Here is a 26,346-nt window from a genome sequence, read left to right on the forward strand (position 1 = left end):
GGCGGGGTCCTCCGGTAAGCGTGGGGACGCCGTCGGCCGAGGAGGATCGTGCCCAGAGGACTGCGTCTCCTGCGCGGGTTCGGGCGCGAGCTGCGCTCGCCGCTGACCCTGCTGCTCGTGCTGGCCTGCGTGGCCGGGGGCATCTGGGCGGCCGTCACCCTCACCCCCGCCCAGGATGTGGAGGCCTTCGGGCAGCACCTGAGCGTCGGGGTCCAGGCGCCGTCGGCGACGGTCTCGGGTCCGCCGCAGATCGTGCAGATCGGCAACACCCGCCTCGACGTCCCCGACGTGACGGTCTACGGGCCGCTGCGCCCCGAGCTGACCATCGGCCCGGTGGCGCGCAACCAGACCGCGGGCCGCGCCATGGAGTCGCTGGCCGAGGGCGACAGCCCGGGCGACGCGCTCGCCGCGATCGTCACCGGCTTCGAGCACTGGTACGGCTCGGCGACGCTCGTGCTCGTCGCCGTCGTGCTCGGCCTGTGCGGCATCGCGGGCGTGCTGCGGGTCCTCGGCGTGCTGCGCCGGACGGCCCGCCGCGCGGGTGCCGGAGCCCGCCCCGGGGTCGTGGCGCGGCATCTCTCCCGCACCGTGACCCGCTCGACGGTCGTCGCCCTCGTCGTGTCGCTGGCGGTGTGGGGCGTCAGTGGGGTGCTCGCCGTCGCGGGGGCGAGCGGGCTGCGCGACGCCCGATCGCTGACCGACCTCACCGGCGCCCACCACATCAGCCCCTCGCCGGTGGGGCCGACCGTGTCGGGCGTCCGGGGCGTGGTCATCGGCGACTCGCGGGTGGCCCGGCTCGGCGGCCCGCTGCCCGCGGGCGCGTCGGCCGAGGACGCCGGGTGCTCACGCAGCACCGACTCGCTGGCGAACCAGCTCGGCGCGGCGATCGGCGACGAGGTGCTCAACCTCGCCTGCTCGGGCGCGCGCATCTCCGCAGGTCTCCGGGCCCCGCAACAGGTCGGCGGCGTCACGGTGCCGCCCCAGATCGGGCGGCTCAAGCAGGTCGAGGACCCGGCGTTCGTGGCCGTCGCCGTCGGGCCCAACGACCTGAACTGGACCGACATCATCGGCTACTGCTACGCGGCCACCGACTGCGCCGACAACTTCACCGCCGGCGAGTTCCGCTACCGCCTCGCGGCCTTCGACCGCGACTACGCCGACCTCCTCGCCGACCTCGCTACGCTCCCGTCGCACCCGCACGTCGTCGTCATGACCTCCTACGACGTCCTGCGCCCCGACGCGCAGTGCTCCACCGTGCGTGGGCCCCTGCAGTACCCCGGCCTCACCCCGCCGGAGATCGCGCTGCTCGCCGAGCGCAACGCCGAGCTCAACCAGGTGCTGACCGCGGGCGCCCGCCGCTACGGGTTCGACGTCGTCGCCCCGCCGGTGCGCCCGCTCTGCACGCCGTCGCCGGACGGGCTCGGACCGGACCTCCAGTCGATCGACGACCCCTACCCGTTCCACCCCACCGGTGTCGGTGAGCTGCGCATGACGATCCCGATCGTCGACCGCATCGGGGTGCCGGCCGCGGCCCCGCCCACCGAGCCGCCGCCGGGCTGACGCTTCGGCCGCTCCGTCGAGGGCTACTCCACCGCCGTCCTGAAGCCGCCACGTCCATGTGAGCGGAATTCCCGGCCAGAGCCGGGAATTCCGCTCACGTAGGTCGGAAGGAGCAACTCGTGAGGATGCGGACGCTGGGACGGACCGGCATCAAGGTCAGCCCCTACTGCCTGGGCGCGATGATGTTCGGCGCCTGGGGCAACACCGACCACGACGATGCGATCCGGATCATCCACAAGGCGCTGGACTCCGGCATCAACTTCGTCGACACCGCCGACGTCTACGCGCAGGGCGAGTCCGAGGAGATCGTCGGCAAGGCGCTGAAGAACCGGCGGGACGACGTCGTGCTCGCGACCAAGGCGCACGCCCCGATGGGCGACGACCCGAACCACCGTGGCAACTCGCGGCGCTGGCTGGTCCTGGAGGTCGAGAACTCGCTGCGGCGCCTGCAGACCGACCACCTCGACCTCTACCAGATCCACCGCCCCGATCCCGAGACCGACGTCGAGGAGACGCTCTCCGCGCTCACCGACCTCGTGCGCAGCGGCAAGGTGCGCGCGATCGGCTCGTCGACGTTCCCGGCCTCGGAGATCGTCGAGGCCCAGTGGGTCGCCGAGCGCCGGGGCCTGCAGCGCTTCCGCACCGAGCAGCCCCCGTACTCGATCCTCAACCGCGGCATCGAGCGCGAGGTGCTGCCGGTCTGCCGGCGCTACGGCATGGGCACCCTGGTCTGGAGCCCGCTCGCGATGGGCATGCTCACCGGGAAGATCCGCAAGGGGCAGGAGGCCGGGACCCAGCGGGCGCAGCGCACGCCGGGCCGCTTCACCGACGAGCGCAAGCTCGACGCGGTCGAGGAGCTGGTCCCGCTCGCTGAGAAGGCCGGCCTGTCGATGGTGCACATGGCCATGGCCTTCGCCGTCTCCCACCCGGCCGTGACCTCGGCGATCATCGGCCCGCGGACCATGGAGCAGCTCGACGACGTCCTCGCGGGCGCGGAGGTCACGCTCGACGACGAGGTGCTCGACCGCATCGACGAGATCGTGCCGCCCGGGGTCGACGCCAATCCCGGCGACGTCTCCTACGAGCCGCCCGCCATCGGGGACGTGGCCCTACGCCGTCGACCGCGTGGGGAGCGGGCCGCAGCAGGGAATTAATTCCCTCGAAAGCCGGCAGAGCGGGCTCGGGATCGGGCATCCCCACCACAACGCCTGACCACCGAGTCCCGCCTCCGGAAGGGGTCCCGCGATGGGCACCGTCGCCGTCGTGATCGTCATCGTGGTGGTGCTGCTGGCGGTGGCCGGTGTCGCCGCACTCGTCCTCTCCCGGCGCCGGCGCCAGCAGGAGCTCCAGCAGGAGTTCGGTCCCGAGTACGAGCGCCGCGTCGCCGAGACCGGCGACCGCAAGGGGGCCGAAAAGGAGCTCCGCGAGCGCAAGGACCGCCACGACCAGCACGAGCTGCGGTCGCTCCGGCCCGAGGAGCGCGAGCGTTTCCACGCGGACTGGCAGCAGGTCCAGCGGGGGTTCGTCGACGATCCCGGCGGAGCGGTCGAGCACGCCGACGCCCTGCTGGTGACGATCATGCGCACGCGTGGCTACCCCGTCGAAGGGGGACAGCGGCGCACCGACGACCTCTCGGTGGCCCAGCCCCACCTGGTGCAGGACTACCGCGAGGCCCAGCGGGTCGTGACGGCCCACCGGCAGGGGACGGCGAGCACCGAGGACCTGCGGTCCGCCTTCACCGCGTTCCGCACCCTCGTCGAGGCGATGCTCGACGAGGACGACGGGCACGGCGGTCACGGACCCACGGGCACCACCGAGCGCATCCCGGGTGGCGGGGGTGGCGGGGACGACGGCCGCATCGGGCACCCCGACGCCGGAACCGAACGGATCGCCCCGGCGGCCGCGGGCGCCCCGGGCCAGGGCGCGCCGGCCGGGGGAGCGCCGCCGCAGGGCGGGCCTCCTCAGGGTGGCCCGCCGCAGGGCCCGCCTCCGCAGAGCACTCCCCCGCAGGGCGTGCCGCAGCAGGGCGTGCCGCAGCAGGGCGTGCCGCAGCAGGGCGTGCCGCCACAAGCTCCGTCTCAGCAGGGGCCACCTCACCAGAGGCCACCCCACGAGGGCCCGCCGCCGTCAGGGCCGCCCGCCGGCGGGCCCGTCCCGCCTCGTCCGTCGTCGGCGCCGCCCGCGTCCGGCGGCCCCAACCGACACCAGGAGCCCCGGCCATGAGTCACCCCGAACAGGGCCGCCCCACCGACCCGACGGCGGGCCACGAGCGCCCCGGCGGGTACGACGAGGACCCGCGGCAGAACGCCGGCGTGCCGGAGCAGGTCCGGCACACCGACGACCAGCAGGCGTACGGCGGGCAGCACGAGGGAGCCGGGTATCCGGACGCGGCCGCCCGGCAGCCCGGCGCCCAGCAGCCCGGCGCCCAGCAGCCGGCGGCCGGGCAGCAGCCGGCGGCCGGGCAGCAGCCGGCGGCCGGGCAGCAGCCGGCGGCCGGGCAGCAGCCGGCGGCCGGGCAGTACGGCGCTCACTACGGCGACCCCGCGGCCGCGTACGGCGGCGGCCACGGCGAGCCCGGCGGGCACCAGGCGGGTGCCGTGGCGCCGCAGCAGTACGACACGGCGCCGGGGCAGGCCGGGCAGGCGCCGGGCGGACCGGGCGGACCAGGCGTCGGTGGGCAGCCCGGGGCGTACCCGGGGCCGCCGGACCACGGTCACGGTGCGCCGGGCCAGCCGGCGGGCGACGGGCAGGCCGGGTACGGCGACCAGGCCGGGTACAGCGGTGCACCGCCCGGCGCCCACGACGGCACGACCCCCGAGGCCGGGGACGGCCGGCAGCCCGCCGAGCACGGCACGATCTTCGACCCCGACCGGGCCTCGCAGTGGCGGGCGCAGTGGGAGGACGTGCGGATGATGTTCGTCGACCGCCCGCAGGACGCGGCGGCGCGTGCCGACGGGCTGGTCGGCGAGGTACTGGGCGAGCTCTCGCGCACGTTCACCGACCAGCGCAGCGCCCTCGACCCGCAGGTCCTCGGCGGCGAGCCGTCGACCGAGGAGCTGCGCCGGGCGGTGCAGCGCTACCGCGAGTTCTTCGACCGGCTGCTCACGCTGTAGGAGCGGCGTCCGCACGGTCGGCCACGAGCGCGCCGATCAGCCGCGTCACCCGCCGGGTCATCTCCTCGGCGCTCTGGTCGGGGCGGGCCACCCACCAGTCGACGAGCGAGTCGACGATGCCGAGCCACGTGCGGACCATCGCCGACACGTCGAGCTCGTCGGTGATCCCGGCGCCGTCGAGCAGCTCGAGCACCCCCTCGTGGGCGAGGGCGCCGATCCGCTCGGTGTAGCGGGCGACCACCTCGGCCGCCGGGCCCGTCGACGGCGCCGTGCGGTCGCGCAGGAGGCGCCAGAGGTGACGGCGGTCCTCGAGCACGACGAACATGCCCGCCAGCGTCCGCAGGCCGCGCTCGACGCCGGCGCTGTCGTCGCGGGCCACCCGCTCGATCTCGGCGACGAGGAGATCGCCCGCCTCGGCCAGGCACGCCGCGTGCAGGCCCTCCTTGGACCCGAAGTAGCTGTAGACGAGCGGCTTCGAGATCCCCGCCGCGCGGGCGACGTCCGCGATCCCGGTCGCGGCGAAGCCCTGGGTGCCGAAGGCGACCGAGGCGACGCGGACGATCTCCTGCTCGCGGTCGGCGCGGGGGACGCCCTTCGTGCCGGCGTTCGGTCGGGGCGTCACCGGACGACCCTACCGCGCGATATGACCATGCGGTAACTTACCCGTCGGTCATATCGGAGGGGAGCCCATGGACGCGCTGCTCGACCCGCTGCAGAACCCGGTCACCTACGCGGCCCCGTTCTTCGTGCTGGCGATCCTCGTCGAGCTCGCGGCGCTGCGGTGGCTCGACCACGACGACTCGGTCACCGGGTACGCGCTGCGCGACGCCCGGGCGTCGATCTCGATGGGCGTCGTGTCGCTGGTGTTCCTGACACTGTTCAAGGTCGTCACGTTCCTCGGCTTCAGCGTCGTCTACGCCTACCTCGCGCCGTTCGGACTCCCGACCGACACGTGGTGGTACTGGGTGCTCGTCGTGCTCGGGGTCGACCTCGGCTACTACTGGCACCACCGCTTCAGCCACCGCGTCCGGATCGCCTGGGCCGGCCACCAGGCCCACCACTCCAGCGAGTTCATGAACTTCGGCACCGCGCTGCGCCAGAAGTGGAACCCCTGGTTCGAGTTCTTCTTCTGGCTGCCGCTGCCGCTGCTCGGGTTCGCGCCGTGGACGCTGTACGTGGCGTTCGGCGTCAACCTGGTGTTCCAGTTCTTCGTGCACACCGAGCTCGTCGACAGGCTCTCGCGTCCGGTCGAGTTCGTGCTCAACACGCCGTCGCACCACCGCGTCCACCACGGCACCGAGCCCGAGTACCTCGACCGCAACTACGGCGGCATCCTCATCGTGTGGGACCGGCTGTTCGGGACCTTCGCCGCCGAGCGGGAGCGCCCGTCCTACGGGCTCACCACGCCCGTCGAGACGTACAACCTGCTCACGTTGCAGTACGGGCACTACGCCGACATCGCGCGCGACGTGCGATCGGCGCGACGGTGGCGCGACCGGCTCGGCTACGTCGTCGGTCCGCCCGGCTGGCAGCCCTCCGGCGGCCCGCCGCCGCGCGAGCCCGTGCTGCCCCGGCGCTGAGCGCACGCGCGCCCTACGGTGCGCCGATGGTCTCCACCCGCGACTTCGGCCGCATCCTGGACCGCCTGGCGCCGGTCGTGAACGCGGTGACGCGCGCCCACATCGCGCTCTACCGCCGCACCGGCGGGCGCCTGGGGCACACGATCCCCGGGATGCCGACGATGCTGCTGCTCGACCACGTCGGCGCGCGCAGCGGGGCGCCGCGCACCACGCCGCTGCTCTACTTCACCCACCCCGACGACCCGGACGACGTCGTGATCGTGGCGTCCTACGGCGGCCACCCGCGGCACCCGGCGTGGTTCCACAACCTGCGGGCGCACCCGGACACGACCGCCCAGGTGCGCGACGAGGTCCGCCCGGTGCACGCCCGGGTGGCCGACGACGCCGAGCGCGAGCGCCTCTGGCCCGCCGCGCTCGCCACCTACGGCCCCTTCGAGGGCTACCGGCGTCGCGCCGACGAGGTCGGCCGCACGATCCCGTTCGTGGTGCTCACTCCGACGCGCTAGAGGCGGACGTGGTCCGGGGTCAGGTCCTTGACCGACGACACCCCGAGCAGCGCCATCGTCCGGCGGATCTCGGCGGTGAGGATCGTCGCGAGGTGCTCGACGCCGCGCTCACCGCCGGCCATGAGGGCGTAGAGGTACGCCCGGCCGACCAGGCAGCCCGAGGCGCCGAGGGCGACGGCGGCGACGATGTCGGCGCCCGACATGATCCCCGTGTCGAGCAGGACCTCGGCCTCGCCGCCGACCTCGGCCACCACCGACGGCAGCGTCTCCAGGGGGACGGGCGCGCGGTCGAGCTGGCGCCCGCCGTGGTTGGAGACGACCACCGCGTCGGCGCCGGCGTCGACCACCCGCCGCGCGTCCTCCACCGTCTGGACGCCCTTCACCACGAGCGGTCCGTTCCACGTGGATCGGAGCCAGGCGAGGTCGTCGAGGTTCAGCGCCGGGTCGAACATCGTGTCGATGAGCTCGGCGACCGTGCCCTCCCACGACGTCAGGGCCGCGAACTCCAACGGGTCGGTGGTCAGCACGTTCAGCCACCAGTGCGGGTGGCGTGCCATGTCGACCAGGGTCCGCGCGGTGAGCGCCGGCGGGATGGTCAGGCCGTTGTAGGCGTCGCGCAGGCGGGCTCCGCCGACCGGGGTGTCGACGGTCAGCATGATCGCCTCGTTGCCGGCGTCCGCCGCCCGGCGCACGACCTCCTCGCTCGCGGCCCGGTCGCGCCAGAGGTAGAGCTGGAACCAACGCCGGGTGTCCGGGGCGGCCGCCGCGAGGTCGGCGGGCGAGGTGGTGCCCATCGTCGAGAGCGTGTGCGGCACCCCGAGGCGCCCGGCCACGCGCGCCACGGCCACCTCGCCCTCGTGGTGCATCATCCGGGTGAAGCCCGTCGGCGCGAAGGCGAAGGGGTAGGTCGAGGGCCCGCCCAGCAGGGTCGTCGAGGTGTCGATCTGCGAGACGTCCCGGAGCACCGACGGCCGGAACTCCAGCGACGCGAAGGTGTCGCGGGCGCGGCGCAGGGAGAGCTCGCCCTCGGCGGCGCCGTCCGTGTAATCGAACACGGCGCGGGGCGTGCGACGCCGCGCGATCTCGCGCAGGTCGGCGACCGTGTGCGCGCGGGCGAGCCGCCGACGCGTCGAGTCCAGCTCGGGGCGCGCGACCCGCAGGAGCGGCCGCAACTCGGAGGGGCGCGGCAGGCGGCGCGGGGTGCGGGGACTGCGGGGACCGGACCCGGACGGGCTGGTCGGCGGGGGCGTCATCGGCCTCGATCCTCTCGGGCGGGCGTCGTCACCCAACCGAACGGCGCCGCGCGCCCGACGTCAAGCCGGGCGGCGCGGCCGTCGGCGGGGATGGTCCGCCCGTGGCGCGGCCCGGTGCGGTACAACCGTCGCGGATCCGTCGCCGCCGCGGCGGTCCGGTGGTCGGGCGAGAGGACGACGGTCGTGAGCTACCCGCAGCGCTCGTGGGACGACGGCGACGTGGAGGTCCTCGGCAAGCGCCTCTGGGCCGGCGGGGTCGCGACGGCGGTGGTCGCCGCGGGCATCGCGATCGTCGGCGTCCTCATCATCTCGAACGTCTTCGAGCTCGGCATCCAGACCACGCAGCGCAGCGGCGCGCTGGTCGACAACGCCATGACGATCATCCCGGTCTGCGCGGTCATCGCGGCCCTCGCCGGCACGGCGCTGCTGCACCTGCTGCTGCTCACGACGCCGCGACCGGCCACCTTCTTCTCCGCGATCGTGCTGCTCGTGCTCGTCGTGCTGCTCCTGCAGGTCTTCCTCGCCGACGGTGGCGTGGTCGACCACATCGCCACCGCGATCCTCTACGCGGCCATCGGGCTGGCGATCATCTCGATGCTCTCGGGCGTCTCCCGCACCGCCGTCCGGCCGGTCTCCCAGAGCGGGTGGGGCGGTCGTCAGTACGACGGTCGCTACGACCAGCGCTACGGCACCTACGAGCGGCCCGCCCCCTACGCCGACCCCTACCCCCAGCAGGACGAGCGCACGGCGCGGTACGACCCGCGCGGCCCGCAGGGCGGCGGTCGCTGGGGGTGACGGCGGTCGCGGTACGTGATCGCGTCGCGCCGTGACGTTGACGCCATTGCCTTGACCCTCCCCGTGACGCCTGACGACGATCGGTGCGCGTGATGCTCCACGCGGGTGATGTCCCCTGCCCGCGTCCAGCTCCGTCGCCCCCGGTGGGCGACACCGGGAGGAGAAGTCGTCCATGGCACCCACAGCGGTCAGCGGCAACGGCAACGGCACCAGGCACGAGGTCCTCGAGCAGGCCGGACGCCCCGCGGGATCGGCGCCCGGGCACCCCGTCGACCTCGAGACGGCCCGGGCGGCCATCCGCCTCGCGCTGCCCGAGCCGGGCAGCAAGTTCAGCCAGGACGACGAGTGGTGCGTCGTGGCCGAGCCCGACGGGACGTGGGGCGAGTACCGGTTCCACGACTACGACCGGATCTTCCGGGTGCCCGGCCTCTACGAGAAGATCTTCTACGACGTCCTCGGCTGCGACTCCCCGCGCTTCATGGTCGGGCTGCTGCAGGACGCGCTGGGCGGTTCGGGCGTCGAGGCCGGGTCGCTGCGCGTCCTCGACCTCGGCGCCGGCAACGGGATCATGGCCGAGGAGCTCGCCGCCATCGGCGTCCCGCACGCCGTCGGGGTCGACATCCTCCCCGAGGCCCATGAGGCCGCGGAGCGCGACCGGCCCGGCCTCTACGCCGACTACCACGTCGCCGACCTGACGGCCCTGCCCGCCGCGACGCGCGAGACGCTCGCCGGGCACCGCCTCAACGCCCTCACCGTCGTCGCCGCCCTGGGCTTCGGCGACATCCCGCCGGCCGCGTTCCGCACGGCCTACGACCTCGTGGACGACGGGGGCTGGATCGTCCTGACGATCAAGGACGCCTTCCTCGCGGAGACGGACACGTCGGGCTTCGGCGGCATGATCGGCGAGTCGATCCGCTCCGGCGCCCTCGAGGTGGTGCGCCGCGAGCGTTTCCAGCACCGGCTCGCCACCGACCGCAGCCCGCTGCTCTACGAGGGGATCATCGCGCGCAAGCGCTCGCCGCTGGCGGGCTGAGGCGGGAGACGGAGCGGAGCGGGAGCTCGACCCCGAGGTCCGCGCTCGCCGTCTCGCCGGTAACCCGTGTGACCCAGGTCCCAGCGGGGCACACTGACGCTCGGGGCGTGCCAGGTCTGGCGCGTCGGTGAGGCGTCGACGTGGAGGTTCGCCGACATGACTGTGGAGCACTCGGGAGACGGAGCGCAGCGGAGCTCGACCAGGGAGGTCAGCAGCACCGCCCTGTTCCAGCCCCCGAAGGTCATCGACGTCGCCACGACGCTCGAGTCGGTGGTGCCGGCGGACGTCCTGGCCGAGGTCGACCCGGCCCTGTGGGGCCGCACGGTCGTCCAGGTCGCCCAGGGCCTCGCGACGCACCCGGCGGACGTGGGGCGCGTCGTCGCCGGCCACGCGGCGCTCGCGGCGCGGATCGGGACGGCGGCCGTGGCGCGGGCGTTCGGGTCGACGGCCGACGGTCCCGTGCCGGTGGAGAAGGACGGCCGGTTCCGCGACACGACGTGGGAGGAGAACCCCGTCTACTGGGGGCTGCGCCAGCAGTACCTCGCGCTCGTCGCCACGCTGCACGACCTCGTCGACGCCGCGGGTCTCGACGAGTCCTCGCGGGAGCGGGCCGAGATGCTCGCCGACGTCCTGGGCAGCGTGCTCTCGCCGACCAACCTGCTGCCCGGCAACCCGGCGGCGCTCAAGCGCGCCTTCGAGACCGGCGGATCGAGCGTCGTCGCCGGCTTCCGCCAGATGCTCGACGACCTCGCGACCAACGAGGGCCGCCCCCAGCAGGTCGACCGCACGAACCTGCGCGTCGGCCAGGAGCTCGCGGCGACGCCGGGCAAGGTCGTCTACCGCAACCGGCTCATGGAGCTGATCCAGTTCGAGGCGCAGACCGACGAGGTCCACGAGATCCCGATCGTCGTGAGCCCGCCGTGGATCAACAAGTACTACGTCATGGACCTCGCGCCCGGGCGCAGCTTCCTCGAGTGGGCCGTGCAGCACGGCCACACCGTCTTCGTCATCAGCTACCGCGACCCGGACGAGTCCATGGCCGACACCGGCCTGGACGACTACCTCGAGCTCGGCCCGCTCGCGGCGATCGACGTAGCCCAGGAGATCACCGGCGCGGACAAGGTCAACCTCGTCGGGCTGTGCCTGGGCGGGCTGATGGCCACCATCGCCACGGCCATGCTCAACGCCCGGGGCCAGGGCGAGCGCGTCAACTCGCTGACCCTGCAGAACACCCTGCTCGACTACTCCGACCCCGGTCCCGTGGCGAGCTTCGTCGACCCCGAGATCGTCGAGCGGCTCGAGCGCAAGATGGCGAAGACGGGCTACCTGCCGGCCGACTCGATGGCCTCCACGTTCGACCTCCTGCGCGCCAACGACCTGATCTTCAACTACGTCGGGCCGAACTGGCTGGAGGGCAAGGCGCCGCCCGCGTTCGACATCCTCGCGTGGAACTCCGACTCCACGCGGATGCCGGCGAAGATGCACGCCTTCTACCTGCGCCACTTCTACCTCGAGAACGAGCTGGCGCGCGGCGAGCTCGAGCTGCTCGGCGAGCACCTCTCGCTGAAGTCGATCGCGAACGACACGTTCATCGTGGCCGCCGTGAACGACCACATCGCCCCGTGGCGCACGTCCTTCACCTCGACCGGTCTGCTGGGCGGCGACGTCACGTTCACGCTGTCCAACGGCGGGCACATCGCCGGCGTCGTCAACCCGCCGGGCAAGAAGGCCAAGCACTGGATCGGCACCGTCGGGGGCTCCGCCGAGCCCGACCCCGACAGCTGGCTCGCTCGGGCGAGCGAGGTGGCCGCCTCGTGGTGGGAGCCGTGGCGCGACTGGATCGACGAGCGCGGTGGCGGGATGCGCACGCCGCCGCCGGTGGGGTCGGCGGAGTACCCCCCGCTCGGTGACGCACCGGGGTCGTACGTGCTGGGCACGGGGTGATCCACGCCGCACCGAGGTTTCGCCCGGGTGACGCTGGGTAACGGGTGAGGTCCACGCGGCGATCCACGGTTGACGAGCCCGGATGTGGTCGTCACCGTGTTGCGAGGAGCGCAATGCAGGAGCGTCTCTCGCAACCGATCGCCCGTGTCGCCTTCACCCCGAGGGTGTTGCCCCATGAACCGCCACGCCTCCGTCGCCCTGCGCCGCAAGGTCGACGACGCCGTCGGCCCCGCCTACGACCAGACGTTCCTGCGCCTGGACCTCCTCCTCGCGAGCCGGCACGGCCGGTGCCCGTGCGCGTCGTGCTCGTCGCGCGTCACCGAGGAGCGACGACGCCTGCTGGGATCGCTTCCGCCGATGGAGTGACTGTCATCCGCCTCCGGCGCGGCAGCTCCGCTGCGCTGCGTGCCGCCTCATCCGCTTCCGGCGCGGCAGCTCCCGCTCCGCTTCGTGCCGCCTCGCTCGGGTGGCCGCGATCACCGAGGTCGGGCGTCGGGGCGGTCGTGCTTGGTAAACTGAGCGCCGTCACCGACGACGCGGAGGAACCACCCATGGCCACCCCGACCGCCGACCAGGCCCGCGACCAGGCGCTCGACGTGATCGCCCAGGTCCAGGAGGCGGGTCTCAAGCTCGCCGGCTCCGTCGCCGAGAGCTGGGCCACCGTGCTGCGCGGCGTCCCCGGGATGTCGGGCGTCCTCGGCGCCGACGCCCACCAGGGCGACCTCGCCGCGCGCCTCCCGCAGACCGCCGGGGAGGCCGTCGACCGCTTCTACGACACCGGCGTCCAGGTCCTCGAGGCGCAGCGCGCCGCCGCGCACCAGGTGCTCGACGCGGTCGCGCCCCAGCTGCGCGCGATCACGGTCGTCACGCCGCCGAGCGCGCGCGGCTGAGCCACCCCGGAGCGGATGAGTGGCCGAGCCGGGCGGGGCGTGGGAGGAGCACCGACGCGCGCTGGGCGGGTTCATCCGCAGCCAGCGCAAGCTCGCGCGCCTCTCCCTGCGCCAGCTCTCCGCGCTGACCAACATCTCCAACCCGTACCTGAGCCAGGTCGAGCGGGGGCTGCACGAGCCGTCGGTCCGTGTGCTGCACGCGATCGCGGAGGCCCTCGACATCTCGGCCGAGACCCTGCTCCTGCAGGCGGGCCTGGTCCGTGAACAGGCGGCCGGAGCCGCCGGGGTCGCGCCGGACACGTCCACCGAACGGGCGATCCGTGCCGACCCCCGGCTCTCGGACGCCCAGAAGGAGGCACTGATCTCCGTGTACCGCAGCTACACCGCAGGGACGCCCGACACCGGAGCGATGTCGTGAGCGCCCTCGCCGCCGTCCCCGACCCTGCCCCGGGTCCCGCGCCGGAGGTCGTCACCGACCTCGTGGTCCACGGGTACCGCGTGCACGTCGCGCACCGCCCGGGCGCGCCCGGGCGGCGTCCGCTGGTGCTGGTCAACGGCATCGGCGCGAGCCTCGAGTTCCTGGACCCGCTCGTCGACGTCCTCGACCAGGACCGTCCCGTCGTGCGGTTCGACGTGCCCGGCATCGGCGGCTCGCCGGTGCCGTGGGCTCCGCTGCCGATGGCGGGCCTCGCCGCTCTGCTCGCGGGCCTGCTCGACCAGCTCGGGTACGCGCGGGCGGACGTCCTGGGCCTGTCCTGGGGCGGCGGGATCGCCCAGCAGTTCGCGCTCCAGCACCCCGACCGGACGGGCCGGCTGGCGCTGGTGAGCACCGGCACCGGCGCGATGATGGTGCCGGCGCGGCTGTCGGTGCTGGCCAAGATGCTGACCCCGCGGCGCTACAACGACCGCGGATACCGGCACGACGCCGGCGCGGAGATCTACGTGGGGGAGGACCAGGAGGCGGTGGACGCCGTCTTCGACCGGGCCCGGCGGGTGTCCGCGCGCGGCTACGTCTACCAGCTGACGGCGCTCCTGACGTGGACGAGCCTGCCGGTGCTGCCGTTCATCTCGGCGCCGACCCTCGTGCTCGCCGGGCGGCGCGACCCGGTGATCCCCGTGGTCAACGCCCGGATCATGGGCGCGCTGCTGCCCCGCGCCACCGTGCACCTGCACGCCGGGGGCCACGTCGGCATCCTGACCCGCCCCCGGGAGCTGGGCCCGGTGGTCGAGGACTTCCTGGACAGCTGACCTCCTGGACAGCTGAACGACTGTCCACCGCCGGGGAGCGCGGGGCAGCGCGACGGAGGAGCGCTGACGCGCGATCCTTCCGGCGGATCAAGCGGCAGCCTAGGTTCGGCCGGTGACCACGACGGCCGGCTGGCGCACCTGGGTCCCCGAACACCTGACCTACCCGGAGGTCCCCGTCGGGGCCCTGCTCGACGGCGCCGCCCGGCGCTACGGGGAGCGGGTGGCGTTCCGCCACCACGACCGGGAGATCACCTTCACCGGGCTCTGGCGGGCAGCGTGCGGCCTCGCGCACCACCTGCACTCCCGCGGCGTCGCGCCCGGCGACGTCGTCGGCGTGCACCTCCCGAACGTGCTGTCGTACCCGGTCGCCTACTACGGGATCCTGCTCGCGGGGGCCACGTTCACGCCCGTGAGCCCGCAGCTGCCGGCCGAGGGCGTCGCGGGACAGCTGGCCGACGCGGGAGCGGTCCTCGTGATCGGGCTGCAGGACACCGGCTCCGGCGTCCCGCTGCTCGCCACGGACGGGGTCGGGTTCGCGGAGGTCGAGGACGCCGACACCCCGCCCGTCGTCGACCTCGACCCGACCGTCGCCCGCGCCCACCTCGCCTACACCGGCGGGACGACCGGCAGCCCCAAGGGCGTCGTCCTCACCCACGCCAACGTCGTCACCAACGTCCTGCAGTACGCCTGCCACGGCAGCGGCTCGCGGCCCGTGCCCGGCGTCGCCGGGGACGTGGGCCTCGAGCAGATCGGCCCGCCCGAGGAGTGGCCGATCCGGCTCGGCGAGGGCCTCGGGATCGCGGTGGCGCCGTGGTTCCACGCGATGGGCACCATCGGCGGGATCGGCGTCGCGGTGGTCTCGGGTGCGACGAGCGTCGTCCACGAGCGCTTCGACCCCGCCCGGCTCCTCGCCGACGTGGCGACCCACCGGGCGACGACGATCTCCGGCGCGCCGCCGCTGTTCCACGCCGTGCTCACCCACCCCGACGCCGCGGACCGCGACCTCACCTCGGTGCGCACGGTGACGTCCGGGGCCGCGCCGATGCCGCTGGCGCTGGCGCACCGGATCGCCGAGCGCATGCCCGAGGCCGTGATCGTCGAGGGCTACGGCATGACCGAGGCGACGATGGGGCTCACGATGGGCGCGACCGCGCGCTCGGCGCACCGCCGGGTCGGGACGGTCGGCGTCCCGGTGCCCGACACCGAGATCCGGCTCGGCGCGCCCGAGGAGCCCGTGGCGCCCGGCGAGGCCGGGGAGGTCTGGGCGCGCGGCCCGCAGGTGATGGCGGGCTACCTGGACCGCCCGGACGCCACGGCCGAGACGCTCGTCGACGGGTGGCTGCGCACCGGTGACGTCGGCGTGGTCGGCGAGGACGGCCAGCTCGAGATCGTCGACCGGGCCAAGGACATGCTGCTCTACAAGGGCTACAACGTGTACCCGCGCGAGCTCGAGGAGCTGCTGGTCGCGCGGCCCGAGGTCGCGTCGGCCGCGGTGGTCGGGCGCCCCGACCCCGTCGTGGGGGAGGAGCCGGTCGCCGTCGTCGTGCTCGCGGCCGGCCAGGAGGCGGGCCCCGATCTCGGGGCGGCCCTGGCCGCCGCGCTGGACGAGCACGTCGCCCCCTACAAGCGGCTGCGCGCCGTGCACGTCACCGACGCCCTGCCGGTGTCCGCGGCGGGCAAGGTGCTCAAGCGCGAGCTGCGCGACCAGCTGGGTGGGGACGGAAGCCTGGGCGCGCCCGTCTGGCGCCGTGAGCAGGGCTCGGACCGAGGCTAGAGCGGCGCTAGGCTGGCTCCCATGGCCCGGATCCGCATCGTGCGCGCCGCCGACGGACGGCAGTGGATGGTGCGCCAGAAGCTCGAGTGGGTCGACCCCGCCACGGGCGAGGACTTCGAGCACGACATGCAGGGCGGCCGGCTCGCGGCCATCGGCATCGTCTCGATCATGGGTCTGCTCTGGGTCGCCCTGCTGGCGTGGTGGTTCACGGGCAGCCAGGGCGTCGTGGTGCCGTGGTGGGTCTGGCTGATCCTGCTCGCGCTGGCCGCGTTCTTCCCGGGCCGGTGGGTGCTGCGCCGGCCGCGCACGCTGGTCGCCGAGACCCCCGGCGGCTCCGACGGCTCCGCGCCCGAGCGCTGGGTCGGCTGGGTGCGCGGCACGGCCGCCGCGCGCGAGGAGATGACCCAGACCATCCGCAGCCTCGAGACCCGCGCGACGCCCGCGTCGCCCGACAGTCCCCTGCAGCCGGTGAGCTAGCCGTGCCCGAGCTGCCCGAGGTCGAGGCCCTCGCCGAGCACCTGCGCACCCACGCGCTCGCCCGGCCCGTGGCGCGCGTCGACCTCGCGAGCATGACCGTGCTCAAGACGTTCGACCCGCCCGTGTCCGCGCTGGTCGGGCGGCTCGTCACCGGGGCGTCGCGGCACGGGAAGTTCCTGGACGTGGAGCTCGAGGACACGCAGCGAAGCGGAGCTGGACCATCGACCCCGCTCCATCTCGTCATCCACCTGTCGCGGGCGGGCTGGCTGCGCTGGCACGACCAGGCGTCGGCCACCCCGCCGAAGCCCGGCAAGGGCCCGCTCGAGTTCCGCGTGCACCTCGAGACCGTGGGCGGCCCGGGCTTCGACCTCACCGAGGCCGGCACGCAGAAGCGGCTCGCGGTCTACCTCGTGGACGACCCGCAGCAGGTCCCGGGGGTGGCGAAGCTCGGCCCGGACGCGCTGACGATCTCCCGCACGGAGTTCGGCGAGCTGCTCGCGGGGCGCACCGAGCGGCTCAAGACGCTGATCGTCGACCAGCAGGTGCTCGCCGGCATCGGCAACGCCTACTCCGACGAGATCCTCCACGTCGCGAAGCTCTCGCCGTTCGCCGCCGCGGGCAAGCTCGACGCCGAGGCCGTCGACCGCCTCCACGCCGCGATGGTCGGCGTGCTCTCGGAGGCCGTCGAGCGCGCGGTGGGGCAGGACGCCGCGCGTCTCAAGGGCGAGAAGCGCTCCGGGATGCGTGTCCACGCGCGCACCGGGCTGCCGTGTCCGGTCTGCGGCGACACGGTCCGCGAGGTCTCGTACGCCGAACGGTCCTTCCAGTACTGCCCCACCTGCCAGACACAGGGCCGCGCGCTGGCGGACCGCCGCCTCTCCCGTCTGGTCAAATAGGGCCGTGCCCAGCTGGTTGACCGACGTGCGCCTGATCGCCGCCGTGGCGGTGGTCGTCGCGCTGGTCGTCGCCGTGCTGGTCTACCGGCGGGTGAAGCGGCGCAACCAGTTCGCCTCGCCCCTGGAGCGGGCGACGTTCTCGACGCTGCACACGGTGTCGCTGGCGGCGCCCGCGCTGCGCGAGGGGCTCTCGGAGGGGTCGGCGCAGTTCGCCGTGCCCTACCTGCGGACGCTGCTGGACACCGAGGCGCTGTCGATGACCGGCTCCGACTGCGTGCCGCTGGCCTGGGACGGCGAGGCCGAGCACCACAGCCTCGACGTGCGCCAGTACGCCGAGAAGGTCATGCGCACCGGCCGCCAGCAGGTGGCCAGCCGCAAGGACATCGAGTGCGGCTCGCAGGACTGCCCGGTGCGCGGCATCGTCGTCGTCCCCCTCGAGGTCGACGGCAACGTGGCCGGCACGCTGGCCGCGGTCAGCGCGGAGACCCCGGGACCCGTGCTCCTGCGGGCCTCGGCCGAGGTCGCCCGCTACGTCTCGAGCCAGCTCGAGCTCGCCGACCTCGACGAGTCCCGCGCCCGCCTCAACCGCGCCGAGGTCCGGGCGCTGCGCGCGCAGATCTCGCCGCACTTCATCTACAACGCGCTCAACACCGTCGCCTCGTTCATCCGCACCGACCCCGAGCGCGCCCGCGAGCTGCTCATGGAGTTCGCGGACTTCACCCGCTACTCCTTCCGGCAGGCCGGCGAGTACACGACGCTCGCCGACGAGCTCAAGAACATCGACCGCTACCTGGCCCTCGAGCACGCCCGGTTCGGCAACCGGCTCACGGTGAAGGTCCAGGTCGCGCCCGAGGTGCTGTCGGTGGTGCTGCCGTTCCTCGCGCTGCAGCCGCTGGTCGAGAACGCGGTGCGCCACGGCCTGTCGGGCAAGCCCGGCGGCGGCACCGTCACGCTGACCGCCGAGGACTCCGGCGCCGAGTGCACGATCATCGTCGAGGACGACGGCGTCGGCATGGACCCGAAGGCGCTCAAGGAGGAGAACCGCGACGCGCACCTCTCGGGCGCGCACGTGGGCCTCGGCAACGTCGACGACCGCATGCGCTCGGCGTTCGGGCCGGACTACGGGCTCATCGTGGAGACCGAGCGCGGCGCCGGCACGAAGATCATCCTGCGCGTGCCCAAGTTCCGCGCCGGTGTCCGGGTCTGACTAGCCTCGAGCTCATGAACCTGCGGTTCGGCTCGGCCCTGTCCTCGGTCCTGCCCGGTCCCCTCGCGGCGGCGACCGGCTCCCCCACGATCAGCGTGGTGCGGCTCCAGGGCGTGATCGCCGCGACGACCGGCCCGGTGCCGCGCGCCGTCATCAACATCACCGCGGTCGAGGACGCCCTGCGCCGCGCCTTCACGGCCGACCGGGTCCAGGCGGTGGCCCTGGCGATCAACTCGCCGGGCGGGTCGGCCACGCAGTCCGCGCTCGTCGCCGACCGCATCCGGGGCCTCGCCCAGGAGCACGAGGTACCGGTGCTGGCGTTCTGCGAGGACGTGGCGGCCTCGGGCGGGTACTGGCTCGCCTGCGCCGCCGACGAGATCTACGCGCACCCGACCTCGCTCGTCGGCTCGATCGGCGTCGTGTCGGGCGGGTTCGGCCTCACCGGGCTCATCGAGCGCTACGGCATCGAGCGCCGCCTGCACACCGCGGGGGCGAACAAGGCGCGGCTCGACCCGTTCCAGCCCGAGAAGACCGAGGACGTCGAGTGGCTGCTCGGCATGCAGGGCGAGCTGCACGAGCTGTTCATCGAGTGGGTGCGCTCGCGGCGCGGGACGACGCTCGCGGAGGACGCGGACCTGTTCACCGGCGAGGTCTGGACCGGACGGCGGGCCAAGGAGCTCGGGCTGGTCGACGACCTCGGCACGGCCCGCGACGTCCTGGCCCGTCGCTTCCCCGACGCCGAGCCGGTGACCGTCGAGCCCCGCCGCCCGCTGCTGGCCCGCCTCGGGATCGGGGGCGTCCTGGGCCCGGCGAGCGTCCCCGCCGCCACCCTGACCGACCCGATCGGCGCGGCGCTGGAGTGGGTCGAGCACCGGTCGCTGTGGAGCCGTTTCGGGCTGTAGAGCGCCTTCGGCGCGTCAGCTCCGCAGTGCTCCGTGCCGCAGCGAGAACGCCCGATCGTCCTCGCCACCTCGCCCGGTCGGACCTAGGCTCCCGGGGTCAGGGCGTCCCCCGGTCGTGTCGGGAGGTGGTGGACCGTGCCGGTCCCCGGCGTCCCGTGGGGCGGGCGTGACACGTCGGCGCTCAGCCACGAGCTGATCCACCGCTGGATCCACGACGGCGCCGACCCCGCCGCGCTCGACTCGGCGCGGCAGCGGCACGCCGCGCGCGGCGAGGAGCTCCGGGCCGCCGCGCAGCGCCTGGAGCGCGCCCACGGGCAGCTCGGCGCGTCCTGGCGGGGCCGGGACGCCGACGCCGCCGCCTCGCACGTGCGCACGCTCATCGCCCGGATGAGCCGGCTCGGGGACGCCGTCACCGGCCAGGCCGGAAGCCTGCAAGGGGTGCGTGACGCCCTCGCGCGCGTCCAGTCGCTCGTCGGGCCGCCGCGCCCGCCGGCGTTACCGGTGCTGGGTGCCTCGCCCGCGACGCCCGGCCTCGCGGGCGCCCTCGCCGGTGGGGGACCCCCCGACGGCTTCGGGACCTTCCAGGCCGCGCAGGCCGAGGAGCGGTCCGCCCAGGAGGCGTACCGGGCCTACCTCGCCGAGACCGGGCAGGCCGCGCGCCGGGCCCCGTCGGCGGTCGACGGGCTCGCGGGACGGGCGACGGTCGGCGCCGCCCCGGAGTCACCCGTCGCCCGCACCGGCCTTCCCGCGACCGCGGCCGGTCCGGAGGTCGGGGCCGGGCCGCGCGGTGGGGTGCTCGCCCGCGCGGCCGGACCGGCGGCCACGCCAGGGGTGCCCGCCGGGCGCGCCGGCACGCTGCCGCCGGGCGCCGGGTCGGGCCCGGCGGGGCGCGGCGGTGCCGGACCCGGCGGTCCCGGTGGTGCCCGTCCGGCGGGTGCGGGCGATCCGGGGGCGCGGCCCGGCGCGATGGGCCGCTTCGTCTCGCGGCTGCTCGGCGGGGGACCGGGTGGCGGGGTCGGTCCAGGGAGTGGTCCCGCCGGTCCCGGTGGCGTGCCCCCGGGGTCCGGTGCGGCAGCCCGGGGCCCGGGCGGCTCCGCGGGTCCGACGGGTCCGACGGGTCCGACGGGTCCGACGGGTCCGACGGGTCCGACGGGTCCGTCGAGGCCGGGCCCGGTCGGCCCGCGCGGTGCCGCCGGCGCGGCGTCCCGCGGACCCGGGGCCCCGGTCACGCCCCCCGCTCCGACGGCCGCCGGCCGCCTCGTCGGCGGCCCGGTCCGCGGCAGCGCCGCGCCCCACGACCCGCGGGACGACCGTCGCGGACGGTCCGGCGGGCCGGCCACGGGCGGGACCGGTGGCCGCGGTGAGACCGGTGAGACCGGGGAGACCGCCGAGGCCAGGGGGACGGGCGGGCCCGGCGGGACCGATGCCACGGGGTCGGCGTCCCCGGACACGGGCGACTCCTCGCGGCCCGGCACCGCACCCGCGCTCGGGGGCGGCGCGCCGGTCGACGCAGCGGGCCCCGCCGGGCCGTCGCCCGCGTCGTCCGGACACACCCTGGGCCCCGGCGTCGGCACCCCGGCCGGTCCCGCGCACCCGGGCGGCGACGTGCCGCTCGTGCCGCCGGTCGGCGGCACCCCGGCCGGCACCCCCGCCGCGGGGCCGGGTCCGTCGGGCGTGCGCCACCCCGAGTACCTCGTCGACGCCGACCCCTGGCGCGACCCCGCCGACGACCCGGACGACCGCCGTCTCGTCACGCCCCCGGTGATCGGGGAGCAGGACAGCCACGATCCGGGTGGCGGATGACCGGTGTCGTGCTCGAGCGCCACGAGCTGCTCTGGGTCCTCGAGCAGTGCGGCGCGGGGTGGCCCTACCCGCTGCGCCCCGTGCACTGGTCAGCCGAGACCGACGAGGAGGTCCGGCGCCACCGCCACGCCACCGAGCAGGCCCTGCGCGCCCGCGGCCTGCTCGCCCCCGCACCGGCGCGGATGCTGCTCGACGCCGGGCAGGCCGCGGCCGGCTGGGTGCTCGCCGTCGACCTCGTCCGGCGCGACCCGGCCGACCCGCGCGCGGCCGTGGCGCTGACCGACGGGAGGACCGCGGCCGTGCTCGACTCGCTCGAGCACGCGGCCGCGCCGGTGCGGGTGACGCCGTGCGCGCCGGACGGGCTGGCCGAGGCCGTCTTCGCCCTCGTCCCCGCCGTCCCGCCCGGTGCGGGGCCCGCCGTGCCCGTCCCGGACGGCACGGTCCCGGCCGACCTCCCCGCCACCCGGCGCGCGGCACGCGCCCGCGACGTCGCCGAGGACCTGCTCGCGACCGTCACCACGGTCACCCAGGTGGGGGTCGCCGACCGCCGCGACGGCACGCCGCGCCGGGTCGCCGCCCCGGTGTGCTGGCTCGACGGGCCGCGCGGGCGACACGTCCTGCGCCCGCCCGCGCCCCCGACGCAGGTGCCGCGACCGGCGCTGCTGGTTCCGGCAACCGGCGGACAGCTGCTGGCCGACGTCCGTACCGTGCTGGCCGACGCGGTCGTGCCGCGTCCGCCGGGAAGGAGCACCGCATGAGCGCATCGCCGGGGTCCGGGCCTCCGGCCGGTGACGGTGCCGGTGGCGGCGCCAGTGGCGGTGGTGGTGGCGAGGCCGCGATGCGGCCCGACGAGGCGCGGGCCTTCGCCGGCAAGGTCGACGCGCTCTCCGACGGCGTCGCGGAGGCGCAGGCGGCGCTCGACGGCCTGGGCGCCGAGTCGCTGGCCGTCGGCTCGGGGGAGGACAACGCGGCCATCGCCGCCTGGTACCGCGAGCTCGTGACGTCCGACACGGTGCCGGCGGCCCGGGCGCTCGCCGACGAGCTCGGCGAGCTGCGCCGCGTCGTGCGCGAGAGTGCCGCCGCGTGGGAGCACACGGATGCCGGAGCCGCCGCGACCTACCGGGCGGAACCGGGCGCCGACCCGGGTCCGACGACCCCGTGAGCCCCCGCTCCGACCTCGCCCGGAGCAGCGCCGACCCCCCGATCGAGTGATCCGCCCCGGCGACACCCCGAGCGATCCGCGCCACGCCGTGCACACACCGAGGGGCACGGCAGGGTGGCGAGCCGATCGGGTCCTATCGTGGACGTGCGAACCCCGGCTGGGCAGGATGGCGTGGCAGTGAACACGAGTGAGAACGACGGCCTCGTAGTACTCGCCGTCGACGACGAAGAACCGGCGCTCATGGAGCTCGCCTATCTGCTGGAGCAGGACCAGCGGGTGGGTACCGTGCTGCGGGCCTCCGACTCGATCTCCGCGCTGCGGATCCTGACCGGCGGCGACCGGGTGGACCTCGGCGGCTTCTCGGGGGGCACGCCGCCCACCGGGCTGCCGGCGCCCGCCAAGCAGTCGGACGTCGACGTGCTCTTCCTCGACATCCGCATGCCGGGTCTCGACGGCCTGGAGCTCGCGAACGTGCTCTCCCGCTACGTCATCCCGCCGTCGGTCGTGTTCGTCACCGCGCACGACGACCGCGCGGTGGAGGCCTTCGACGTCGGCGCGGTCGACTACCTGCTCAAGCCGCTGCGTCCCGAGCGCCTGTACGCGTCGCTGTCGCGCATCCTGTCCTCGCGCGGCACCACCGTCCCGGTGGAGCCCGCCACCGACGAGGAGAGCGACGACGAGGTGATTCCCGTCGAGCTCGCGGGCACCACCAAGCTGGTGCAGCGCTCGACGGTGCGCTGGGTGGAGGCGCAGGGCGACTACGCGCGCCTGCACACCACCGAGGGCAGCCACCTCGTGCGCATCCCGCTCTCGGTGCTCGAGGAGCGGTGGTCGGACGCCGGGTTCGTGCGCATCCACCGCTCGTACCTCGTCGCGCTGCCGCTGATCACCGAACTGCGCCTCGCCGGGTCCGGCTACGTCGTGCGCCTGGGCACCGGCGGCGACGTCGCGGAGCTGCCCGTCAGCCGCCGGCACACCCGGGAGCTGAAGGACCGTCTCGTCCGGTCGACGAAACAGGCCTGGGGCCGACGATGACCTCCCCCGGCGGTCCGGCGCGGGCCTCGGGCCCCGTCCCGGGGGCCGCCGGGACGGACAGCTCCTCCGACGGGGACACCGCCGCGCCGGCCGTCGCCGACACGCTGCGCCCGGTCCCCGACGGACCGGTCGGCACCGACGACACCGACGGCACCGAGGGTTCGGAGCCCGCCGACGGCGCGGACGGCGCCGCCCCCGAGCCGACCCGCGCTTCGGGGAGCGCGCCCGACCTCGTCCCCCCCGGCGGGGACGGCGACGGCTCCTGGCCGGGCGCCGGTCCCGACACCGGGACGGTCCGGCGCTCGCGGCCGTCGCGGTCCCCGCGGGCGGGCGTCGGGGTCCCCACGCCGCCGAGCCCCATGAACGCGGCCACCGGCCCGACCGCGGGCCTCCTGACGAGCGCCCCGCCCGACGGCGCGGCCGACCCGGCCGCCGGCGGAGCGCCCTCCGGTGCGCCCGAGCCGCCCCGCCGGCCGGTGCCGCCGACCTTCCCCTCCGCCGGGCAGCCGCCGCCGGGAGTGGCGCGGCGACACGGACGGCACGCGCGGCCCGAGCGCGTCGGCGCCGCGGTCCACACCCCGCCCTCGGGCTACCGCCCCCGCCACGCCGCGCCCGACGCCGAGACCGAGCAGTTCGCGGCGACACCGGTCACCGGCCCCGGCGGGATCGGGCCGATGCCGCTGACGGCCGGCGCCGAGGACGGTCGGGCCGGCGCGGGCGGTGCGTCCGTGCCGGACCTCCACGGGACCACGAGCACCGCGCTGCACACCGGGCCCGGCGTGGTCGTCCCGCCGCTCGCGGACACCGCCCAGGGCCAGTCCGACCGCGTGCGGGTGGTGCTCGCCGAGCGCCGCGTGCCGACGCGGGCGGTGCGCACCGTCGCCGAGATCGAGCAGCAGACCGAGACCGGCGAGCTGCTGCTGCGCAACCTCTTGCGCGCGCAGCTCGCGCTCGGCCTGCGCCTGGGCCTGGTCGCCGTGTTCGTGCTGGGCGCGCTGCCGGTCCTGTTCCTCGTCCTGCCGCGGGCGGGCACGGTCGAGATCGCCGGGGTGACATTGCCCTGGCTCGTGCTGGGTGTGCTGCCCTACCCGTTCATGCTGGCCCTGGCCTGGCTGTACACCCGCACCGCGGAGAGCAACGAGCTCGACTTCGCCGACAACGTCGAGGACTGAGCAGGCAGTGGGCATCGCGGGGATCGTCGCGCTGGTCGCGATCGTGCTTGTCGGTGTCGTCACGATCGTCATCGGCTCGCTGGGCGTGCGGGTCGCCCGCACCACGGACGACTTCCTGGCCGCGTCGCGCACCGTGGGCACCCGGGCGAACGCGGCGGCCATCTCCGGGCAGTACCTCTCCGCGGCGTCGTTCCTGGGGATCGCGGGGATCGTCCTCAAGGACGGGGTCGACGGGCTCTGGTACCCGGTGGGCTTCACCGCGGGCTACCTCGCGCTGCTGTTCTTCGTCGCCGCCCCGCTGCGGCGCTCGGGCGCGTACACGGTGCCCGACTTCGCCGAGGTCCGGCTCGACTCGACGCTCCTGCGCACCGTCACCACCTGGTTCGTCGTGCTCATCGGCTGGCTCTACCTCCTCCCGCAGCTGCAGGCCGCCGGGCTCGCGCTGACCGTGCTGACCACGGCGCCGACCTGGGTCGGCGTCGTCGCGGTCGGTCTCGTCGTCACCGCGAGCGTCACCTTCGGCGGGATGCGCTCGATGACGTTCGTCCAGGCCTTCCAGTACTGGCTCAAGCTCACCGCGCTCGCGGTCCCCGCCCTGGTGGTGCTCGGGGTGTTCGTCCTGGGCCCCACGCGCGACGCCGCGCCCGCCCCGCCGGTGTTCACCGACGCCACCACCGTCGACGTCAGCACGCCGGTGACGCTGCAGGTCGGCGCGCCGGTCGAGGTCGGCGTGCGGGGCGAGGTGGACGGGACGAGGATCAACGGGCAGGTCTCGTGGGCGCCCGGCCCGCACCGCGTCGACACCGGCACGACCCTGCGCTTCCCCGCGGGGGCGTCCGTGCCCGTGGTCTCCGACGCCGACCCCGACCAGGCCTCGTGGTCGGCGCCGCTGACCGGCAGGGGCGAGGGGCACTCACTGCTCGCGACCTACTCGCTCGTCCTGGCGCTGCTGCTGGGCACGATGGGTCTGCCGCACGTGCTCGTGCGCTTCTACACGAACCCCGACGGGCGGGCCGCGCGCCGCACCACCGTCGTGGTGCTCGCGATGCTCGGCGGGTTCTACCTGCTGCCGGTGCTGCTCGGGGCCCTGTCGCGGTTCTACGTACCCCAGTTGCTGGTCACCGGACAGACCGACGCGGCGGTCCTCCTGATCCCGACGGCGGCCCTGCCGGGGTGGACCGGGATCGCCCTCGCGGCCCTCGTCGCGGCCGGGGCGTTCGCCGCGTTCCTCTCGACCTCGTCCGGTCTGTTGCTCTCCGTGGCCGGCGTGCTCTCCACCGACCTGCTGCCCCGCCGATTGGGTGACTTCCGGATCGCCGCCCACGTGGGCGGCGCGGTGCCGATCGTGGCGGCCCTCGGCGCCACGCGTCTCGACTTCTCGCTGACCGTCTCCCTGGCCTTCGCTCTCGCCGCGTCGACGTTCTGTCCCCTGCTCGTGCTCGGCATCTGGTGGAAGGGCCTCACCGACCGGGGCGCCGTCGTGGGCATGCTCGTCGGGGGCGGCCTGGCGACGCTCGCGGTCGGATCGACCCTCGCCGGGGTGGCCCCGGGCGGCTGGGTCGGGGTCCTGCTCGCGCGGCCCGCGCTCGTCACCGTCCCCCTGACGTTCCTGGTCATGGTGCTGGTGAGCCGGTCGACGCCGCAGCGCGTCCCCACCAACACCGGGCGCACGCTGCTGCGCCTGCACGCGCCCGAGCGTCTCGGCCTGGGCGACGCCCGGCGCGGCACGCGCTCATCGTCCTGAGCGACTCACCCCCGGCCCGCCCTCGTCGAGGGTGTGCCGTCCCGTAATGTCCCGGCGACGCTGCGTGTCCAGCGCTCACGCGTCGTGATGATCCGGGCAAACCGGATGTCGGTCACATGATGGGCGCGGACCCGCTGTGTCGTTCGACGTGAGATTGCTGTGAGTAGTCACACGAAAGGAGCAATGAGTGTGATGCCCGGCAGATTAAGGTTCGCCCCGATCGTGACAGCGACGGACAAACCCGCGGAGACC

General features: G+C 75.0%; 26 protein-coding genes. 24 read left to right on the top strand and 2 right to left on the bottom strand.

Annotated elements, in window-relative coordinates; genetic code table 11:
- The first annotated feature begins 48 nt into the window (after nucleotides 1-48).
- The 4 genes from QSK03_RS13280 to QSK03_RS13295 all read left to right on the top strand — a co-directional run bounded on the left by QSK03_RS13280 (nucleotide 49) and on the right by QSK03_RS13295 (nucleotide 4,673).
- Entirely contained in the window at nucleotides 49-1,560 is a 1,512-nt protein-coding gene (locus QSK03_RS13280) for a GDSL-type esterase/lipase family protein (RefSeq protein ID WP_285652592.1), read from the top strand.
- Nucleotides 1,561-1,679: 119 nt separating this feature from the next.
- Nucleotides 1,680-2,714, top strand: coding sequence for an aldo/keto reductase (locus tag QSK03_RS13285; RefSeq protein WP_285652594.1), 1,035 nt, complete (start codon nucleotides 1,680-1,682; stop codon nucleotides 2,712-2,714).
- A gap of 91 nt (nucleotides 2,715-2,805) precedes the next feature.
- Entirely contained in the window at nucleotides 2,806-3,783 is a 978-nt protein-coding gene (locus QSK03_RS13290) for a hypothetical protein (protein WP_285652596.1), read from the top strand.
- Entirely contained in the window at nucleotides 3,780-4,673 is an 894-nt protein-coding gene (locus tag QSK03_RS13295) for a hypothetical protein (protein ID WP_285652599.1), read from the top strand. The genes QSK03_RS13290 and QSK03_RS13295 overlap by 4 nt, the downstream gene beginning before the upstream one ends.
- On the opposite strand, the gene QSK03_RS13300 is transcribed toward QSK03_RS13295, so the two are convergent.
- Nucleotides 4,663-5,295: a TetR/AcrR family transcriptional regulator gene (locus QSK03_RS13300; protein WP_285652602.1), complete on the bottom strand. Its 633-nt coding sequence runs from the start codon at nucleotides 5,293-5,295 to the stop codon at nucleotides 4,663-4,665. The two genes, QSK03_RS13295 and QSK03_RS13300, sit on opposite strands and share 11 nt — an antisense overlap.
- Before the next feature lie 67 nt (nucleotides 5,296-5,362).
- On the opposite strand from QSK03_RS13300, the gene QSK03_RS13305 reads away from it, so the two are divergent.
- Together QSK03_RS13305 and QSK03_RS13310 are read left to right on the top strand one after the other, a co-directional pair.
- Nucleotides 5,363-6,253: a sterol desaturase family protein gene (locus QSK03_RS13305; RefSeq protein WP_285652605.1), complete on the top strand. Its 891-nt coding sequence runs from the start codon at nucleotides 5,363-5,365 to the stop codon at nucleotides 6,251-6,253.
- Nucleotides 6,254-6,279: 26 nt separating this feature from the next.
- Nucleotides 6,280-6,759: a nitroreductase/quinone reductase family protein gene (locus QSK03_RS13310; protein WP_285652607.1), complete on the top strand. Its 480-nt coding sequence runs from the start codon at nucleotides 6,280-6,282 to the stop codon at nucleotides 6,757-6,759.
- On the opposite strand, the gene QSK03_RS13315 is transcribed toward QSK03_RS13310, so the two are convergent.
- A complete protein-coding gene (locus QSK03_RS13315) occupies nucleotides 6,756-8,012 on the bottom strand; it encodes an alpha-hydroxy acid oxidase (RefSeq protein WP_285652609.1) in 1,257 nt (418 codons plus the stop codon). The two genes, QSK03_RS13310 and QSK03_RS13315, sit on opposite strands and share 4 nt — an antisense overlap.
- Before the next feature lie 183 nt (nucleotides 8,013-8,195).
- Here QSK03_RS13315 and QSK03_RS13320 point away from each other — a divergent pair, with 183 nt between their 5' ends.
- From QSK03_RS13320 to QSK03_RS13405, 18 genes are all read left to right on the top strand, one after another.
- Nucleotides 8,196-8,807 carry a hypothetical protein gene (locus QSK03_RS13320; protein ID WP_285652611.1) on the top strand — a complete coding sequence of 204 codons (612 nt, stop codon included), beginning with the start codon at nucleotides 8,196-8,198 and terminating at the stop codon, nucleotides 8,805-8,807.
- A gap of 172 nt (nucleotides 8,808-8,979) precedes the next feature.
- Nucleotides 8,980-9,840, top strand: coding sequence for a class I SAM-dependent DNA methyltransferase (locus QSK03_RS13325; RefSeq protein WP_285652614.1), 861 nt, complete (start codon nucleotides 8,980-8,982; stop codon nucleotides 9,838-9,840).
- Nucleotides 9,841-9,996: 156 nt separating this feature from the next.
- On the top strand, nucleotides 9,997-11,784 hold the full coding sequence (locus QSK03_RS13330; protein ID WP_285652617.1) for a PHA/PHB synthase family protein: 1,788 nt from the start codon (nucleotides 9,997-9,999) through the stop codon (nucleotides 11,782-11,784).
- A gap of 174 nt (nucleotides 11,785-11,958) precedes the next feature.
- A complete protein-coding gene (locus QSK03_RS13335) occupies nucleotides 11,959-12,150 on the top strand; it encodes a hypothetical protein (RefSeq protein WP_285652620.1) in 192 nt (63 codons plus the stop codon).
- A gap of 185 nt (nucleotides 12,151-12,335) precedes the next feature.
- Entirely contained in the window at nucleotides 12,336-12,674 is a 339-nt protein-coding gene (locus QSK03_RS13340; RefSeq protein ID WP_285652622.1) for a hypothetical protein, read from the top strand.
- A 19-nt stretch (nucleotides 12,675-12,693) separates the two neighbouring features.
- Nucleotides 12,694-13,092, top strand: a complete 399-nt coding sequence (locus QSK03_RS13345) for a helix-turn-helix domain-containing protein (RefSeq protein ID WP_285652624.1) — start codon at nucleotides 12,694-12,696, stop codon at nucleotides 13,090-13,092.
- Complete coding sequence (locus QSK03_RS13350; protein WP_285652627.1) at nucleotides 13,089-13,922, top strand: alpha/beta fold hydrolase; 834 nt, start codon at nucleotides 13,089-13,091, stop codon at nucleotides 13,920-13,922. The genes QSK03_RS13345 and QSK03_RS13350 overlap by 4 nt, the downstream gene beginning before the upstream one ends.
- Before the next feature lie 112 nt (nucleotides 13,923-14,034).
- Nucleotides 14,035-15,696, top strand: a complete 1,662-nt coding sequence (locus tag QSK03_RS13355) for a class I adenylate-forming enzyme family protein (protein WP_285652630.1) — start codon at nucleotides 14,035-14,037, stop codon at nucleotides 15,694-15,696.
- Nucleotides 15,697-15,717: 21 nt separating this feature from the next.
- Nucleotides 15,718-16,173, top strand: coding sequence for a hypothetical protein (locus QSK03_RS13360; RefSeq protein WP_285652634.1), 456 nt, complete (start codon nucleotides 15,718-15,720; stop codon nucleotides 16,171-16,173).
- A gap of 2 nt (nucleotides 16,174-16,175) precedes the next feature.
- Nucleotides 16,176-17,069 carry an Fpg/Nei family DNA glycosylase gene (locus QSK03_RS13365; protein WP_285652636.1) on the top strand — a complete coding sequence of 298 codons (894 nt, stop codon included), beginning with the start codon at nucleotides 16,176-16,178 and terminating at the stop codon, nucleotides 17,067-17,069.
- A 4-nt stretch (nucleotides 17,070-17,073) separates the two neighbouring features.
- Nucleotides 17,074-18,276 (top strand): histidine kinase, encoded by a 1,203-nt coding sequence (locus tag QSK03_RS13370; RefSeq protein WP_285652639.1) that lies wholly within the window; start codon nucleotides 17,074-17,076, stop codon nucleotides 18,274-18,276.
- 20 nt (nucleotides 18,277-18,296) lie between these two features.
- Nucleotides 18,297-19,178 carry a S49 family peptidase gene (locus QSK03_RS13375; protein WP_502872171.1) on the top strand — a complete coding sequence of 294 codons (882 nt, stop codon included), beginning with the start codon at nucleotides 18,297-18,299 and terminating at the stop codon, nucleotides 19,176-19,178.
- A 135-nt stretch (nucleotides 19,179-19,313) separates the two neighbouring features.
- Nucleotides 19,314-20,981, top strand: a complete 1,668-nt coding sequence (locus QSK03_RS13380) for a hypothetical protein (RefSeq protein WP_285652647.1) — start codon at nucleotides 19,314-19,316, stop codon at nucleotides 20,979-20,981.
- Nucleotides 20,978-21,739, top strand: a complete 762-nt coding sequence (locus QSK03_RS13385) for an ESX secretion-associated protein EspG (RefSeq protein ID WP_285652650.1) — start codon at nucleotides 20,978-20,980, stop codon at nucleotides 21,737-21,739. The genes QSK03_RS13380 and QSK03_RS13385 overlap by 4 nt, the downstream gene beginning before the upstream one ends.
- Nucleotides 21,736-22,143, top strand: a complete 408-nt coding sequence (locus QSK03_RS13390; RefSeq protein WP_285652653.1) for a hypothetical protein — start codon at nucleotides 21,736-21,738, stop codon at nucleotides 22,141-22,143. The genes QSK03_RS13385 and QSK03_RS13390 overlap by 4 nt, the downstream gene beginning before the upstream one ends.
- A gap of 177 nt (nucleotides 22,144-22,320) precedes the next feature.
- Nucleotides 22,321-23,178, top strand: coding sequence for a LytR/AlgR family response regulator transcription factor (locus tag QSK03_RS13395; RefSeq protein WP_285652656.1), 858 nt, complete (start codon nucleotides 22,321-22,323; stop codon nucleotides 23,176-23,178).
- The gene (locus QSK03_RS13400; protein ID WP_285652659.1) at nucleotides 23,175-24,350 is read left to right on the top strand and encodes a hypothetical protein; all 1,176 of its coding nucleotides are present in this window, start codon (nucleotides 23,175-23,177) and stop codon (nucleotides 24,348-24,350) included. Before QSK03_RS13395 ends, QSK03_RS13400 begins: the two co-directional genes overlap by 4 nt.
- Nucleotides 24,351-24,357: 7 nt before the next feature.
- The gene (locus QSK03_RS13405) at nucleotides 24,358-26,094 is read left to right on the top strand and encodes a sodium/solute symporter (protein ID WP_285652662.1); all 1,737 of its coding nucleotides are present in this window, start codon (nucleotides 24,358-24,360) and stop codon (nucleotides 26,092-26,094) included.
- The last annotated feature ends 252 nt before the right edge of the window (nucleotides 26,095-26,346 follow it).

Source organism: Actinomycetospora sp. NBRC 106375 (assembly GCF_030269665.1).
GTDB lineage: Bacteria > Actinomycetota > Actinomycetes > Mycobacteriales > Pseudonocardiaceae > Actinomycetospora.

Excerpts from the sequence above, each read along its gene's own strand:
- QSK03_RS13290 (WP_285652596.1), top strand. The coding sequence starts at position 2,806 with ATGGGCACCGTCGCCGTCGTGATCGTCATCGTGGTGGTGCTGCTGGCG.
- QSK03_RS13295 (WP_285652599.1), top strand. The coding sequence starts at position 3,780 with ATGAGTCACCCCGAACAGGGCCGCCCCACCGACCCGACGGCGGGCCAC.
- QSK03_RS13305 (WP_285652605.1), top strand. The coding sequence starts at position 5,363 with ATGGACGCGCTGCTCGACCCGCTGCAGAACCCGGTCACCTACGCGGCC.
- QSK03_RS13310 (WP_285652607.1), top strand. The coding sequence starts at position 6,280 with ATGGTCTCCACCCGCGACTTCGGCCGCATCCTGGACCGCCTGGCGCCG.
- QSK03_RS13315 (WP_285652609.1), bottom strand. The coding sequence starts at position 8,012 with ATGACGCCCCCGCCGACCAGCCCGTCCGGGTCCGGTCCCCGCAGTCCC.
- QSK03_RS13325 (WP_285652614.1), top strand. The coding sequence starts at position 8,980 with ATGGCACCCACAGCGGTCAGCGGCAACGGCAACGGCACCAGGCACGAG.
- QSK03_RS13330 (WP_285652617.1), top strand. The coding sequence starts at position 9,997 with ATGACTGTGGAGCACTCGGGAGACGGAGCGCAGCGGAGCTCGACCAGG.
- QSK03_RS13335 (WP_285652620.1), top strand. The coding sequence starts at position 11,959 with ATGAACCGCCACGCCTCCGTCGCCCTGCGCCGCAAGGTCGACGACGCC.
- QSK03_RS13340 (WP_285652622.1), top strand. The coding sequence starts at position 12,336 with ATGGCCACCCCGACCGCCGACCAGGCCCGCGACCAGGCGCTCGACGTG.
- QSK03_RS13360 (WP_285652634.1), top strand. The coding sequence starts at position 15,718 with ATGGCCCGGATCCGCATCGTGCGCGCCGCCGACGGACGGCAGTGGATG.
- QSK03_RS13385 (WP_285652650.1), top strand. The coding sequence starts at position 20,978 with ATGACCGGTGTCGTGCTCGAGCGCCACGAGCTGCTCTGGGTCCTCGAG.
- QSK03_RS13390 (WP_285652653.1), top strand. The coding sequence starts at position 21,736 with ATGAGCGCATCGCCGGGGTCCGGGCCTCCGGCCGGTGACGGTGCCGGT.
- QSK03_RS13400 (WP_285652659.1), top strand. The coding sequence starts at position 23,175 with ATGACCTCCCCCGGCGGTCCGGCGCGGGCCTCGGGCCCCGTCCCGGGG.